The organism is Bradyrhizobium sp. CCBAU 051011 (assembly GCF_009930815.1).
Taxonomy (GTDB): Bacteria; Pseudomonadota; Alphaproteobacteria; order Rhizobiales; family Xanthobacteraceae; genus Bradyrhizobium.
In genome coordinates this window covers 7707219-7720592 of sequence record NZ_CP022222.1, presented here as the reverse complement: position 1 = coordinate 7720592, position 13374 = coordinate 7707219, and the positions used below count along the sequence as shown (strand labels likewise).

The following is a 13374-nucleotide window of genomic DNA, read 5'->3' as shown; positions in this document are numbered from 1 at the left end:
AGTCTCCGCGTTCGTAGTTTGCCTCTACTGCGAATGATTGCCCCTCGTTGGCGGGCTGGAGGCTTCCCGTGAACCGATATGCCGTGATCTATCTGGTGGCGCTGTCGGTCATCGTCCCGGCCGATTTCCTGTTCCTTGGCGTGGTCGCCAAGGGGTTTTTCACCTCAGAGGTCGGCAACATGCTGGGCGAGGTCAAACTCGTGCCGGCGATCCTGTTCTATCTTCTCTACGTCGCCGGCACTGTGATCTTCGTCAGCGGCGGGGCAGGGGCAAGCTCGCAATCGACGCTGCTCTATGGCGCGCTGTTCGGCTTCTTCTGCTACGCGACCTTCGACCTGACATCGCTGGCGCTGCTCAAGCACTGGAGCTGGCCGGTGGCGATCGTGGATGTCGCGTGGGGTTCGTTGGTGACGGCGGTCGCGTCGACCGCCGGATTGCTCGTGGCGGATTGGGTTGCGGCGAAAGCCTAGTTCATCATGGCGACGCCGTAGGGTGGGCAAAGCGCGGCGTGCCCACCGCTACGTGCGCCGCTCTTGATGGTGGGCACGGCGCGAAGTGCGCCTTTGTGCCCACCCTACGACAGCGGCTACGCGGTCACTTCGGCTGCGGCACGATCCGGATGTAGGGCTTCGGCGCCTTCCAGCCGGCCGGGTAGATCGTCTTCGCCTCGTCGTCGGATACCGAGCCCGCGATGATGACATCCTCGCCCTGTTTCCAGTCGGCCGGCGTCGCGACGCGATGCTTGGCGGTCATCTGCAGAGAATCGATCGCGCGCAGGATTTCCGCGAAGTTGCGGCCCGTGGTCATTGGATAGACCAGCACCAGCTTGATCTTCTTGTCCGGACCGATGACGAACACGTTGCGGACCGTCTGGTTGTCGGCGGGCGTACGTGTGAGCGGATCACCCGAGGTCGAGGCCGGCAGCATGTCGTAGAGCTTGGAGACGTTGAAATCGATGTCGCCGATCATCGGATAGTTCGGCGCGGCGCCTTGCGTTTCCTGGATGTCCTCCGACCACTTCGCATGCCGGTCGACGGGATCGACGCTCAGGCCCATCAGCTTGACGCCGCGCTTGTCGAATTCCGGCTTCAACTTCGCGAGAGCGCCGAGTTCGGTGGTGCAAACCGGCGTGAAGTCCTTCGGGTGCGAGAACAGGAGCGCCCAGCTATTGCCTATCCAGTCGTGGAATTTGATTTTTCCTTCCGTGGTCTGGGCTTCGAAATCGGGGGCGGTTGCGCCAATCTGGAGTGCCATGATTTCACCTCATGTTATTCAACTTACAGGGGAATTTGTCTTTAAGATTATAGGACTGTGAACGGGTTAAGTGAACAGGTTCGCGCAAAAGGTGAGATCCTTCTCCGCGAGCCCGGAACTCCTAGCATCTTCTTTTGGTCGGCGCCTCTTCGACGAAAAGAAGCTCTCACTCCGTATTTGAACGGGCTCCGTCAGTTTTCCAGGCCATCCTTTTGTTTGATCTCGATCTTTTCAAAAGCTCTTCCACTTTTCTGCCTTGCCTGCCCCGATATTGCCTTTTATCGCCCGCATCACCCCGGGCCGCTTTGCACCCGAGGGGGCTTTCGCTGAACCGTGACCAACCTCACAGCGACCAATTGGCAACCATGTAAAAATCTCGAAATGCGAGTTTCGAATCGTTAACCGCTCGTTCATGCCCGGTATGGAAATGCTGGGCTGAAATTGAAATTGAGAAGTGCAACTATGTCTGCCGTGACGGCTGTAGCCGCTGAAACATCCCTTGAACCATCCTGCCGCAAGACCGCCGCGCATGCGCTCACCATCGTGCGCGACGGCGTGATCACCGGCGAGGGGCCCACGACCCGGGGCCGTATCCATTTCTCCCGCGCGCTCGACGCCGATGACGCCGCCTGGTGCGCGCGCATCCTGACCGTGAGCGCGGTCGAGCATCAGCCGGTGAGCCGCGCCGAAATCGAAGCGCTGTTCGAAATCAGCGACGCCGCCGCGGAGCGTACCGACGACGGCCGTTTCGACGATCTGCTGGCCAAGGCGGTCGCCCACCATGCGGCCTCCGAGTCCGGCCTGCCGGTGCCGCCGCGCACGGTTGCGCTGTCGCCCGATACCGACATCGAGAGCTGGGCGCCGACCAAGGCCGCCAATATCGACACCCAGGTGCTGGAATGGATCGCCAGCCAGATGCGCGGCAAGCGTCACAGCAACCGCAGGCTCGCAGCACTGGTCGCCACGCTCGTCGGCGTCGCCGCGCTGCCGCTCGCGCAATTGCCGGGCATGCTGGATATGGGGATGCTGTAGGTTCATTCGGTGATCACTGATTTGAAGACGGCGGGGTCATTCCCCGCCGTTTTTGTTGTCGGGCTTCCTCGCCCTGTCCGGCGAGGGCAGGGCATCCAGTATAACGCGGCCTTTCCGCGTCATTGCGAGACTGTGAATACCGTTTCGCACTCTCGCGGCGCGGTGGGCAAAGCGAGTTGTCCGCCGTAGCTCAACGAGCGAAGGCGGAAGAACAACGACATCGGGCTCACGATCTAACGAGCAGCCACGAAACATTAAGGTGCGAGCGACGCGGTATAAGCGACTACGTTGTGCTCGGTTCCGGGGCTTTAACTGTCACTTGGGCACCCCATATAGACTCTTATGGCACAATGGAAATCATCGACCACGCGGCAACCACCGATGACAAAGGACGAGTTGCGTCTGATGCTGGCCGAGGCGGTCCGCAACACGCAACCGAGCTCCAAGCCGAGAGGCTCGAAGGTCGAGGACGACCAGGCTGATTGACGTCCGTCGATCAACCGTATTGGATTGATTGCCTACCAGCCCGAAACGAACGTAAGTCGCGGCAGGGATGTCGACCCGACAGTGCTGCCTTAATCAAGAATTCAGAGCGAATAGCGGATGCGGATAGCTGCCAAGCCCACCGAACAAGAGACCGTCGAGGGGCCGCAAGCGGTGTCCTTTCAGATCGCGAACGGGAACGCGCGGCAGCTCTGCATTCTGCAAACCGGGTTGCCGACGAAGGCGCTGGCCCAAAAATATCTTCTCGCAAATTGGCCTGTTATCGAAAAGATGGCGCGCGACGCGCTCGCGGCGGGAAATCTTGAAGACGGCCATATCAAACTCGTCGTGGCCTGATCGGTTCATCATGAACGCCAGTTTTGGATTGCATCAGTCATGCTGAAAGATCGCGAGAATATCCTCAATGCGCTCCGCGAGAAGCCGCTCAAGACGTATCAAGTCATGCGGCGCGCCAATCTCCCGAATGAGGAAGCCTGCCAATCCCTGCTTCTGAAGATGCGCGACGAGGGTCTGGTGAAATTCGACATCCACAAGGGGCATTGGCGCATCGGATAGTCAGATACATGCGGCGGGCTTATTTCCCCGCCGTTTTCTGCTTTCACCTTCCGCTTTCAGCCCAAGCGTTCGTCCCGAAAAATCCGCGGCATCGAAATAGCGCTGCGAGCCGACGCGCTGGAAGTTCAACACGTGCGCAGGCCGTTGGCCGACGGCTTTGATGTCACGGTGCCGGCATCGGCTTTCGGTCGTTCGGCATCCCCTCGGTCATGACGCGGCCGATCAGTGCTCTTCTGCGAAATCGCGTGGCTCAACCAACCATGTGCGAAGCCGACAACGCTCAACGCTGGCGCGCAGATTGGCCTCAAGTGACAGCGCGAAGAATAATTTTTTGAAGGTGAAGCAGCTCACACCAGTGCCTCCAGCGGCAGGCTCATCTTGCCAGCTTGGGGTAACCACGATGCATGATCGAACCACCATCCCCAAACTAACGTTCGGCAAGCTGCCGGAGCCGAAAAGCCAGGCCCGCGACTTGCGAATAGATGCCTGCCGAGGCATTGCGCTGTGGTTCATCTTTCTTGACCATGTCCCAAACAACATCGGAAGCTGGCTGACGTTGCGGAACTACGGCTTGAGCGATGCCGCGGAAGTATTCATGTTTGTCTCGGGCGTAACCTGCGCGCTAGCCTACGGTAAGGCATTACGGTTCGAGGGCTGGACCGGGGTGATCCGCCGGACGCTGCGGCGAAGCTGGGACATTTATGCGGCATTTCTGCTGCTCACGCTCGCCTGCGCCATCCTGGTTCACCTCGCAGGAAGCGGCCGTCTCGCCGACGAGAGCAATACGCGCGTTCTGTTGGACTATCCGGGCGAGATGCTCGCGCGCGCGGCGATACTTCAATACCGCCCGGTCAATACCGACGTATTGCCGGCCTTCGTGCTTCTTCACCTCTTGTTCGCACCTCTGTTGTGGTTGCTGCTGCGGGCGCCGAACGTGACGCTTGGCGCCTCGTTGGCGCTCTATGCACTGGTGCATGTGTTCGGCTGGACCGTCCCGGCGTGGCCGAACGGTAACTGGGCCTTCAATCCGCTGGCCTGGCAGCTGCTCGTCGTGCTTGGCGCGTGGTGGATGATCGAGGACAGGAACGTCAGACCGTGGGTGATGTCGCGTACGGCGCTGGTACTTGCCGTCCTGTATTTGCTCCTCAGCCTGGTCATCGTATTGAGCTCCCACATCAGGCTGCTGCAAGCGCTGATCCCGCAAGCGCTATCGCAGTTGCTATATCCAATGGACAAATCGAATCTCGATCCATTGCGACTGCTGCATTTTTTGGCCATAGCGGTTTTGGCGGCGTGGCTCATGCCTCGAGATTGGCGTGCGCTACAGACGCCATTGATGCGCGGCGCGATCCGCTGTGGCCAGAACTCGCTGCCAATCTTTTGCGTCGGCGTTCTGTTGGCGTTCGCCAGCCACATGGCGCTGCTCGAGATCTCGAACGGGCTTGCGATGCAGATTGCACTGAGTCTCGGTGGCATCGGGGCGATGATCGCGACTGCAACGTTGCTGGGGTTGATCGGCACCAAACCCAGGCAGCAATCATAATTTCCAGCATGAGCCAACGGGTCGCGCGAATGCGCGCCCGATGAAGGCTCGTGTACGCGGATTGTTACATTTGATGGAACCGGCCTCAAGGGTGGGTGGGTTGCAGTTCCTGACAGCGGGCAAGCGGAAACATTGCGGCCTGAGGCCGTTTTCATAGGCAGGAGGCTGCCATGAGTAAATTTCACGAGAAAGCCGAGGCTCAGACGAAACAGATCATCGGGCAAATGCTCGGCGATGAGCTGTTGGTCCAAGAAGGCAAGGATCAGCAGCGCGAAGCGACCGAGCCTGAACCACCCGCCAAGGGAAAGGACAAGGGAAAGGACCAGGGTATCGTGCGCGATGAGCGCGGGCAGGAACAGCCCCGCGACAAGGAACGCGCCCAGCGCGTGAGCAGGGTCGACCGGGGCGGCGATCCGCCCGGTAAAAAGGTCTGACGGTAATCATTCAGAACGTCTCGACCCGCCGAGACGAAAAGGAGGCGGCCGAGGGGCCGCCTCCAGTCGCTATACGCCGTTATTTTTTTACTGACAGATGTGGCGGCGGCCGTCCTCACCCAGGAACACCGTTCCGGGCTGACAGACAAATCCGTTGTTGTAGCCGCCGTAGTAACGCTGCCCGTAATAGCCGTCGTTATAGGCGTAGACGTCGTTACGGAACGGCGCGGTCGCAATCGCGCCGGCCGTGCCCATGGCGCCGCCCACCACGCCCGCGGCTACTTCACCGGGCCAGAAGCCGCTGTGACTATGGTGTACTCGCTGCTGCGTTTGCGGCGAGCGGATCGAATCCGACCTTCCGTGACGATCCTGCGCCAGCGCAGGCGCCGCGATCGCGGTCGTCAGAACTGCGGCTGCTGTCAGGAACTTCAAGTTCATCACTCTTCTCCGTTATGGTGACGTCGGGCCAACGACCGGCATCCGCCACCGTTCCGGTATCGTGATCGCTCCATTTCAAACGGATGTGAGGTTTCAGTTCCCGGACATGTTCCGCAATCGGCGTTCCCTGCCGTGTTTCAAATCGCCCGATGGCTCGCAGAGCGGACGCGATGCCCGACCGGATAGGGCCAGAAGCCAAGCAGTGCAATCAGCGCGCAGGCGCACGCCCATCCAACGGTGGCCTCCCGGCTCGGAGCCGCAACGATGCTCGGCCCGGTGGACCGGGAACGATGTCAGACAGTGCCGATTGATCGGGACAATCGATTGAGGTGCATCGTCATGGAACTTCGCACGCCAGGCCCAATGCACCCCAACTGCAAAGGCGAGGTCACCCATGAAAAGCAAGCGTATCGCTGCCGACGATAAGGCGCAGGTTCACGTCGTCATTCTGGACATGGGCGAGGAGGCCTTTGCCGCGCTCACCCGGTTCGTCAGGGAAGCGGGAATTTCGGCGGCGTCGCTGACGGCGATCGGCGCCTTCGAACGGGCGACGGTCGGATGGTTCGACATCGGCTCGAAAAGCTATCGCAAGATCGAAGTCGGCGAGCAGTGCGAGGTCCTGAGTGCGCTCGGGGACGTGGCTGACGGCGATGACGGCCAGCCCAGCCTCCATGTCCATGTCGTGCTAGGGCTGGCCGATGGCTCGACGCGCGGCGGTCATCTTCTGGCGGGCACGGTGAGGCCTACGCTCGAAGTGGTCCTGACCGAGGTGCCGGCGACCCTTCGACGCAGGAAGAGGGCCGACCTCGGGATTGCGCTGATCGACCTTGGGGCCAGCGGCGGCTGACGCATTCGCCGCTTCGCTTTAGGAACCATTTAACGCGGCCCTCTGTTGTCAGCGCACCATCAATGGAGGACGTCATGGCTGAGAAGGACCTCAACGATTTATTTCTGGATGCTCTCAAGGACATCTACTACGCCGAAAAACAGATCCTGAAGGCGCTGCCGAAAATGGCGAGGGCCGCCAATTCTGACAAGCTGCGCGCTGCGTTCGAAAAGCATCAGGACGAGACCGAGGGACAGGTCGAGCGTCTGGAAAAGATCTTCGAACTGCTCGGCAAGGCCGCCCGCGGCAAGAAATGCGATGCCATCGAGGGCATCATCGACGAGGGCAAGGAGGTCATGGAAGAGTACGCCGACACACCAGCGCTGGACGCCGGCCTCTTGGCTGCGGCGCAGGCGGTCGAGCATTACGAGATTTCCCGCTACGGCACGCTGAAAGCCTGGGCGACCAAGCTCAATAATCCGCAGGCCGTGAAGCTGATCGACCAGACACTCGCCGAAGAAAAGAAGACCGACGAGATCCTGACCAAGATTGCGGAAATAGCCGTCAATTACGAAGCCGCCGCCTGAGAGCGATCGGCGGCCGGCGGTGCTCCTGGCTATGCGACACGGAGCACCGCCGCGCCGTAGCGATATCGCTATCGGGCCGGATGCGACGTATACTGTCCATCGCCTGAGCAGCCGCTCGATCGCTGCTCCGATGGTGAGAGCGTCGGTCCAATGGGCGAGCAGTACAATCCGCGTCACAGCCAGCCCCGCGTCGAGGGAGCGCCGGTAGAAAATACCCGCTGAAGTAGCCGGATTGGCGAGCGCTTACAATTATTTGCTCGGGAGGCGCCAACGTAAGCAAACGTTTAGCCGCCGCCCGTAAAATGTCGGCTTCAGCTCCTGCATTAACCCCTGGTTAAGCCATGCGCCTGCTGCCGATGAAAGAGCCGGATAGGTCCTGGCGGTCGATCAAGGGCCAGTGGAAGAAGGATGCCGAAAGCGTCGGCGAGGACTTTTCGACCTTTTCGACCGGAAGCTTCTCCCCCTATGACGCCCTGACCAAGGACGGCGACAATCCCAACCTCTACTGCCTTTCCGACGGCGAGCGGATTCATGCGGCCTGCCAGGTCAGCCGGCTGATGATGAGCAAGTTTCCGAACCCCATCCTGCGCGCGCGCTTCATCGTGGTGTCGCCGATCTACGAACTGGGGATCGCAGGCGCCGGCCAATACGCCCAGATGATGGTGGCGCTGTTCTCCGGCATCGTGTGGCTGTCGCGTGATACGATGACCGCCAGCCACATCCGCTTCTTCCTGAAGAGCCCCGGGGATGCGCAGTTCTTCGCGCCGCTGCAGGCCGCGACCGCGCTGTCGCCGTTCTCGGAGTTTTCGATCGACGGGGCACTGATCGAGTGCAGCCTCAAGGAAGCTGAGATCGCGGAAAGCGCCTGATTCCGCTGATACCTTAACCTTGCGATAACTCATTTTGCTAACGCCCTTTTGGGTTGTGTTCCCTACAACAAGCGGCTGTGGGGGCAGCGAAAATGCTGAGCAATTCATCGGAAGACGTCATCGCGGCGAGCCAGCCGGCGTACCGTGCCGGCCTGCCGTGGCCCATCAGACTGGGTGCGATCCAGTGGCTGATCATCAGTGCTGCAGGCATCGTGCTCGCGATCACGCTCGGCACCGGCTATTTCGCCATGCAGTACCGGGAGCGGGCGCTGGAAGTCGCCGAGCGTGAACTCAACAACAGCGCGCTCTTGCTGTCGCGGCATTTCGACCAGCAGCTTCGTGATCTCCAGCATGTGCACGAGGATGTCATCGCCGGCATGCACGCCGACGGGATCGATACAGCGGACGAGTTCGAACAGAGAATGTCGAGCTTAAGCGCGCACGAGATGCTGCGCTCCAAGCTCGCGGCGCTGCCGCATGTCGGGGCACTGAACCTGTGGAACGCCAAGGGATGGCTGATCAACTCCTCCGAGATGTGGCCGGTACCTGATGTCAGCATCGCGGAACGGCAATATTTCAAGGATATCGCGTCGGGACGGCCAACGCCCGATGTGATCGTGGAGCCGGTCCTCAGCAAGGTCACGAAGAACTGAACCACGCTGTTTGTACGCAAGCTCGTCGGCCGCAACGGCGAGGTCATCGGGATTGCCAGCCGCGGCGTCGAGCCTTCTCATTTCGACGCCTTTGTCGGATCGCTGGAGCTCAATGGCGATACCGCGATCTCGATGATTCACCGCAACGGCACCATCATTGCCCGCTATCCCAAGGATGACACCCTGGTCGGCTACAACGTTGCCGGCTCCGAGGCGTTTCAACGCGCGCTGGCGGTGGACGGCAACATTTCCGGGCGCTTCACCAGCGAAAGGCTGCCGGAAAACAAGGTCGGCGCGGTGAAGTCGCTGATGCACTTTCCCATCCTGATCGTGGCGACCACAAGGACCGAGGCCGCGCTGGCGGACTGGCGAGCGCAGACCAGGCTGCAGTTTGGCGCAGCCAGCCTCGCGATCGTCGTTGTCATCGTGATGGTCTTCCTGATCGTGCGCCAGCTCCGCCGCCAGCATACCGCCGCGCAGCACAAGCTTTCGGAAAAGAGCCAGCATCTCGACACTGCCATCAACAACATGACGCAGGGCCTTTTGCTATTCGATTCTTTCGGGCGCCTCGTGATCTGCAACCGCCGCTACATCGACATGTTCGGCCTGTCGCCGGATGTGGTTAAACCCGGCTGTCACCTGCGCGACCTGATCCGGCACCGCCAGGAGCGCGGCTCCTTCATCGGCGATGTCGACGCCTATTGCGCGCGGTTTCTCGATCCCAACAGCAGCCTCGTTCAGGACACCATAACCTCGACACCCGACGGGCGCACGATCCGGCTGATCTTCAAGCGCTCGCCGGACGGCGGCTGGGCGACGACTTTGGAAGACGTCACCGAAGGGCGGCGCGACCAGGCGCGGATCGAGCATCTCGCTCACTACGACGCGCTGACCAATCTGCCGAACCGCACGCTGTTTCAGCGCCATGCAGAGGGATTGCTGCTGGAAGCCGAGGGGCGCAAGTTCGCGATCCTCTATATCGACATCGACGAATTCAAGCGCATCAACGACACGCTCGGACATCTGATCGGCGACGAATTCCTGAAAGGCGTGGCGGAGCGGCTGCGCCAGTCGGTCGGAGCTGAAGATTTCATCGCCCGTCTCGGCGGCGATGAATTCGCCATCCTGCAGGACGGCATCGAGAGCGCCGAGGACGTTCATGCGCTGGTCGCGCGGATCTATCAGGCGCTGCGCACCCCCTTTGATTGCCACGGCCATCGCTTTTCCAGCGATGCCAGCATCGGCATCGCGATTGCCCCGCGCGACGGCTCGGACCTGTTCGATCTCCTGAAGAGCGCCGATCTTGCGATGTATGCGGCGAAGGCGGCCGGCCGACGAACCTATCGCTTCTTCGACCCCGAAATGGAGCAGCAGGCCAATCATCGCCGCGAGCTGGAGGCCGATTTGCGCGCCGCGCTGGCGGAGGGCGGCTTCGAGCTGCACTACCAGCCGCAGGTCGATCTGCGCAGCGACGTCGTCACCGGCTGCGAGGCGCTGCTGCGCTGGCGGCATCCGGTGCGCGGCATGGTTTCGCCCGCCGACTTCGTGCCAGTCGCCGAGGAAACCGGCCTGATCGAGGAGATCGGGCAGTGGGTGTTACGCACCGCCTGCGCCGAAGCTGCGACCTGGCCGTCGCATGTCCGCGTCGCCGTTAACGTCTCGCCGATCCAGTTCCGCTCGGAAACGCTGTCGTTGAAGGTTGCCGCAGCCCTCAATGAAAGCGGGCTTGACCCGCGCCGGCTGGAGCTGGAGATCACGGAAGCCGTCTTGATCGCGGACGATGACGCGGCGCTGACGACGCTGAACCAGCTCCGCGCGCTCGGCATTCACATCGCGCTCGACGATTTCGGCACCGGCTATTCCTCGTTGCAATATCTGCAGCGCTTTCCGTTCGACAAGATCAAGATCGACCGGTCCTTCGTCAAGGAAGTGACGCGCAATTCGTCGTCGGCCTCGATCATCCGCGCGGTGGTCAGCATCGCTGCCGACCGCAACATGATCACGACCGCCGAAGGCGTCGAGACGTTGCAGCAGCGCGAGACCGTACAGAATCTCGGCTGCACCCAGATGCAGGGCTATCTGTTCAGCGCGGCGTGTCCGGCGCAGGAAATCCGCGCTGCTGGCGTCGGGGAAGGCCGGCGTCGAGGCCGCGGCGTGAGGCGCAAGACTAGGCTGCTTCAGCCCGGCTGCGGCCGCGCCTCGGAAATCGCCTTTCTGAGAATCCGCGACAGCAATTCCACCGAATAGGGCTTCTGGATCAGTTCGAAGCCGCGGTGGGCGTTTTCCGCCAGCACGTTGCTGTAGCCGCTGGTCAGCACCACGGGCAGGCCGGGATAGCGTTCTCGTATAATGCCGGCGAGTTCGACGCCGTTCATGCCGGGCATGATGACGTCGGAAAACACCAGATCGGCGGAAAATTCGTCCTCGGCCAGGATCGCGAGCGCGGCATCCGCGCTGGCGACACGGCGGACGGTGTAGCCGAGATCTTCCAAGAGCTCGGTGGAGAATTGTCCGACGTCGTCATTGTCCTCGACCACGAGCACGCGGTAGCCGCGGCCGCGCGCGGCGGGTTCGCTGCCCGTCGCGGCCGCGTCGTCCGCATCGGCCGGCATCGCGGCCTGAGGCAGGTAGATCGTGAAGGTCGCGCCGTGACCGGGCGTGCTTGCGACCGCGATGTCGCCGTCGGACTGCTTGGCAAAACCGAACGCCTGGCTGAGGCCGAGGCCCGTGCCCTTGCCGACTTCCTTGGTAGTGAAGAACGGCTCGAAGATTGTCTCGAGCAATTCGGGCGCAATGCCGATACCGGTATCTGTCACGGTGACGGCGACGAAATCGCCGTGGCGGGCGGGCTGGGCGCGGAGCGGGGGAATGGCGTCCACCTTGCGGACGCGGATGATAAGCCGACCCTCGCTATCCATGGCGTCGCGGCTGTTGACGGCGAGATTCATCAGCGCGTTTTCGAACTGCGCGATGTCGGCGATCGCGAAACAATTGATATCGGCGATGTCGACGTCGATCCTGATCCGGGCGCCCACGAGGGGGCGGATGAGTTGCGCCACGGCCTCGACCTGGTTGCCGATATTGAACACCTGCGGCTTCAGCGGCTGCCGGCGGGCGAACGCCAGCAGTTGTCCGGTCAGCTTGGAGGCGCGCTCCACCGTCTCGCCAATCGCATCGATGTAGCGGCGGCGTCGCTCCTCCGGCAGTTCGCGACGGCGCAGGAAATCGGTTGCGGAGCGGATGATGGTCAACAGGTTGTTGAAATCGTGCGCCACACCGCCGGTCAATTGTCCGACCGCTTCCATTTTTTGCGACTGGCGCAGCGCTTCCTCGCCCTGGCGGCGCTCGGTGACGTCGATGGCCTCCGGCACGGCGCCGATCACGATGCCGTGGCGGTCATGCAGCGGGCGCATCGCAAAATCGAAATAGCGGTCGCCGATCGGCAAATGCAGCAGCATCTCGATCTTGACCTCTTCGCCGCGCATCACAGCAAGGAAGGCGTGGTGCACGGCGTCGCGCATGCCGGAGGTCTCGGCAAACCACGGCGTGTCCCAGAATGGCTGGCCGACCACAGCGCTGGCTTCAGCGCGGATTCCGGCAAGCGCTGTCCGGTTGGCATAGAGCACGTCGCCATGCTGGTTGAGCAGCGCCTGGTACTGATGGCTGGTCTCGAAGATCGCCCGCATCTGGGCTTCGCTGGACTCGAGCTGCGCAGTCCGCTCGGTGATCCGCAATTCGAGGATGTCATTCAGCCGGCGCAGATCGTGCTCGGCCTGCTTGGCCGAGGTGATGTCGTGGGCGACGCCGATGAAGCCGATATGGTTGCCGGTCGGATCCCAGCGCGGCTGGGATTCCGAGCGCAGCCACCGCCATTCACCGTCGGCGCGCTGGTAGCGGGCTTCCAGCACGAAGGGCTTCAGCGAGGCCTCGCCGGCGACCGATTCCTGCAGGGTGCGCGCCATGTCTTCCGGATGCAGCCGCTTACGCCAGTCGAATACGATGGCTTCCTCGAATGGCAGGCCGAGGAAATCGAGATAGGCCTGGTTGGCGAAGGAGCGCGTGCGGTCGAGCTTGGTGACCCAGATCGGGACCGGGGCGCTGTCGGCGATCAGGCGAAAGCGCTCCTCGCTTTCGCGCAAGGTTTCTTGCGCCAGCATCTGCGCAGTGACGTCGCAATCGGCGCCGACCAGGCGCAGCGCCCGGCCGTCATCGTCGCGCTCGATCTTGGCGACGACGCGGATCCAGCGGGTCGTGCCGTCATTGGGCCGCACGATCCGGTATTCGGCCGAATAATCCTCGCTCTCGCTCTTCAGGATGCCGAACAGGTGCCGGACCGTTCGCTCGCGATCCTCGGGATGGATCCGGCTGACCCATTCCTCATAGCTCTCATTGGCAGCCTCCGGTGGCAGGCCGTGAACCAGGAGATATTCGGGCGAGCGGCGGTTCTTGACGCCATCACGGAAATCGATTTCGAGACCGCCGACGCCGGCGATGCGCTGGATCCGCGCCAGCTCCGCTTCGCGTTCCTGCAAGGCGCGATGAGCGCTGTCGCGCTCGCTCGCGATTTCCTGCAGATGCTGCCGCAAGCGTTCGGCGGCGGCAATTTCGGGCAAGACGTTCGAATCGGAAGGGGTCATGCGGGCCGGCAACCTCTGCCGGCACTTTCACACAGGAGGCGG

Annotated in this window: 14 protein-coding genes; 10 read left to right on the top strand and 4 right to left on the bottom strand. The window is 61.9% G+C overall.

Features of this window, described 5'->3' with window-relative positions; translation table 11 throughout:
* Positions 1–68 precede the first annotated feature (68 nt).
* Positions 69–470: a DUF2177 family protein gene (locus ACH79_RS36425; protein WP_161855236.1), complete on the top strand. Its 402-nt coding sequence runs from the start codon at positions 69–71 to the stop codon at positions 468–470.
* Between the two features lie 124 nt (positions 471–594).
* Here the strand turns inward: ACH79_RS36425 and ACH79_RS36420 are convergent, their stop codons facing one another.
* Positions 595–1254, bottom strand: coding sequence for a peroxiredoxin (locus tag ACH79_RS36420; protein ID WP_161855235.1), 660 nt, complete (start codon positions 1252–1254; stop codon positions 595–597).
* A 462-nt stretch (positions 1255–1716) separates the two neighbouring features.
* On the opposite strand from ACH79_RS36420, the gene ACH79_RS36415 reads away from it, so the two are divergent.
* The gene (locus ACH79_RS36415) at positions 1717–2286 is read left to right on the top strand and encodes a hypothetical protein (protein WP_161855234.1); all 570 of its coding nucleotides are present in this window, start codon (positions 1717–1719) and stop codon (positions 2284–2286) included.
* A 579-nt stretch (positions 2287–2865) separates the two neighbouring features.
* Here ACH79_RS36415 and ACH79_RS36410 read toward each other — a convergent pair.
* On the bottom strand, positions 2866–3105 hold the full coding sequence (locus ACH79_RS36410) for a hypothetical protein (RefSeq protein ID WP_161855233.1): 240 nt from the start codon (positions 3103–3105) through the stop codon (positions 2866–2868).
* 60 nt (positions 3106–3165) lie between these two features.
* Here ACH79_RS36410 and ACH79_RS43380 point away from each other — a divergent pair, with 60 nt between their 5' ends.
* The 3 genes from ACH79_RS43380 (at position 3166) to ACH79_RS43375 (ending at position 5322) form a co-directional block, all read left to right on the top strand.
* Positions 3166–3345, top strand: a complete 180-nt coding sequence (locus ACH79_RS43380) for a hypothetical protein (RefSeq protein ID WP_202639378.1) — start codon at positions 3166–3168, stop codon at positions 3343–3345.
* Positions 3346–3745: 400 nt separating this feature from the next.
* Positions 3746–4888: an OpgC domain-containing protein gene (locus ACH79_RS36405; protein ID WP_161855232.1), complete on the top strand. Its 1143-nt coding sequence runs from the start codon at positions 3746–3748 to the stop codon at positions 4886–4888.
* A 170-nt stretch (positions 4889–5058) separates the two neighbouring features.
* The gene (locus tag ACH79_RS43375; RefSeq protein ID WP_202639377.1) at positions 5059–5322 is read left to right on the top strand and encodes a hypothetical protein; all 264 of its coding nucleotides are present in this window, start codon (positions 5059–5061) and stop codon (positions 5320–5322) included.
* 87 nt (positions 5323–5409) lie between these two features.
* Here the strand turns inward: ACH79_RS43375 and ACH79_RS36400 are convergent, their stop codons facing one another.
* A complete protein-coding gene (locus ACH79_RS36400) occupies positions 5410–5760 on the bottom strand; it encodes a hypothetical protein (RefSeq protein ID WP_161855231.1) in 351 nt (116 codons plus the stop codon).
* 394 nt (positions 5761–6154) lie between these two features.
* On the opposite strand from ACH79_RS36400, the gene ACH79_RS36395 reads away from it, so the two are divergent.
* The 5 genes from ACH79_RS36395 to ACH79_RS36380 all read left to right on the top strand — a co-directional run bounded on the left by ACH79_RS36395 (position 6155) and on the right by ACH79_RS36380 (position 10942).
* Positions 6155–6607, top strand: a complete 453-nt coding sequence (locus ACH79_RS36395; RefSeq protein WP_161855230.1) for a PPC domain-containing DNA-binding protein — start codon at positions 6155–6157, stop codon at positions 6605–6607.
* A gap of 74 nt (positions 6608–6681) precedes the next feature.
* Entirely contained in the window at positions 6682–7173 is a 492-nt protein-coding gene (locus tag ACH79_RS36390; protein WP_161855229.1) for a ferritin-like domain-containing protein, read from the top strand.
* Positions 7174–7514: 341 nt separating this feature from the next.
* Positions 7515–8042, top strand: a complete 528-nt coding sequence (locus tag ACH79_RS36385; RefSeq protein ID WP_161855228.1) for a hypothetical protein — start codon at positions 7515–7517, stop codon at positions 8040–8042.
* 92 nt (positions 8043–8134) lie between these two features.
* Entirely contained in the window at positions 8135–8695 is a 561-nt protein-coding gene (locus ACH79_RS44450; protein WP_246738270.1) for a hypothetical protein, read from the top strand.
* Positions 8696–8827: 132 nt separating this feature from the next.
* Positions 8828–10942 (top strand): bifunctional diguanylate cyclase/phosphodiesterase, encoded by a 2115-nt coding sequence (locus tag ACH79_RS36380; RefSeq protein ID WP_246738269.1) that lies wholly within the window; start codon positions 8828–8830, stop codon positions 10940–10942.
* Here ACH79_RS36380 and ACH79_RS36375 read toward each other — a convergent pair.
* Complete coding sequence (locus ACH79_RS36375; RefSeq protein ID WP_246738268.1) at positions 10873–13332, bottom strand: PAS domain-containing sensor histidine kinase; 2460 nt, start codon at positions 13330–13332, stop codon at positions 10873–10875. The genes ACH79_RS36380 and ACH79_RS36375 overlap by 70 nt on opposite strands.
* Between the last annotated feature and the right edge of the window lie 42 nt (positions 13333–13374).

What these genes read in the sequence shown, in the direction of transcription:
- ACH79_RS36405 (WP_161855232.1), top strand. Translation starts at nt 3,746, where the DNA reads ATGCATGATCGAACCACCATCCCCAAACTAACGTTCGGCAAGCTGCCG.
- ACH79_RS36415 (WP_161855234.1), top strand. Translation starts at nt 1,717, where the DNA reads ATGTCTGCCGTGACGGCTGTAGCCGCTGAAACATCCCTTGAACCATCC.
- ACH79_RS43375 (WP_202639377.1), top strand. Translation starts at nt 5,059, where the DNA reads ATGAGTAAATTTCACGAGAAAGCCGAGGCTCAGACGAAACAGATCATC.
- ACH79_RS36385 (WP_161855228.1), top strand. Translation starts at nt 7,515, where the DNA reads ATGCGCCTGCTGCCGATGAAAGAGCCGGATAGGTCCTGGCGGTCGATC.
- ACH79_RS43380 (WP_202639378.1), top strand. Translation starts at nt 3,166, where the DNA reads ATGCTGAAAGATCGCGAGAATATCCTCAATGCGCTCCGCGAGAAGCCG.
- ACH79_RS36380 (WP_246738269.1), top strand. Translation starts at nt 8,828, where the DNA reads ATGATTCACCGCAACGGCACCATCATTGCCCGCTATCCCAAGGATGAC.
- ACH79_RS36410 (WP_161855233.1), bottom strand. Translation starts at nt 3,105, where the DNA reads ATGGCCGTCTTCAAGATTTCCCGCCGCGAGCGCGTCGCGCGCCATCTT.
- ACH79_RS36375 (WP_246738268.1), bottom strand. Translation starts at nt 13,332, where the DNA reads ATGACCCCTTCCGATTCGAACGTCTTGCCCGAAATTGCCGCCGCCGAA.
- ACH79_RS36395 (WP_161855230.1), top strand. Translation starts at nt 6,155, where the DNA reads ATGAAAAGCAAGCGTATCGCTGCCGACGATAAGGCGCAGGTTCACGTC.
- ACH79_RS36390 (WP_161855229.1), top strand. Translation starts at nt 6,682, where the DNA reads ATGGCTGAGAAGGACCTCAACGATTTATTTCTGGATGCTCTCAAGGAC.
- ACH79_RS36400 (WP_161855231.1), bottom strand. Translation starts at nt 5,760, where the DNA reads ATGAACTTGAAGTTCCTGACAGCAGCCGCAGTTCTGACGACCGCGATC.
- ACH79_RS44450 (WP_246738270.1), top strand. Translation starts at nt 8,135, where the DNA reads ATGCTGAGCAATTCATCGGAAGACGTCATCGCGGCGAGCCAGCCGGCG.
- ACH79_RS36420 (WP_161855235.1), bottom strand. Translation starts at nt 1,254, where the DNA reads ATGGCACTCCAGATTGGCGCAACCGCCCCCGATTTCGAAGCCCAGACC.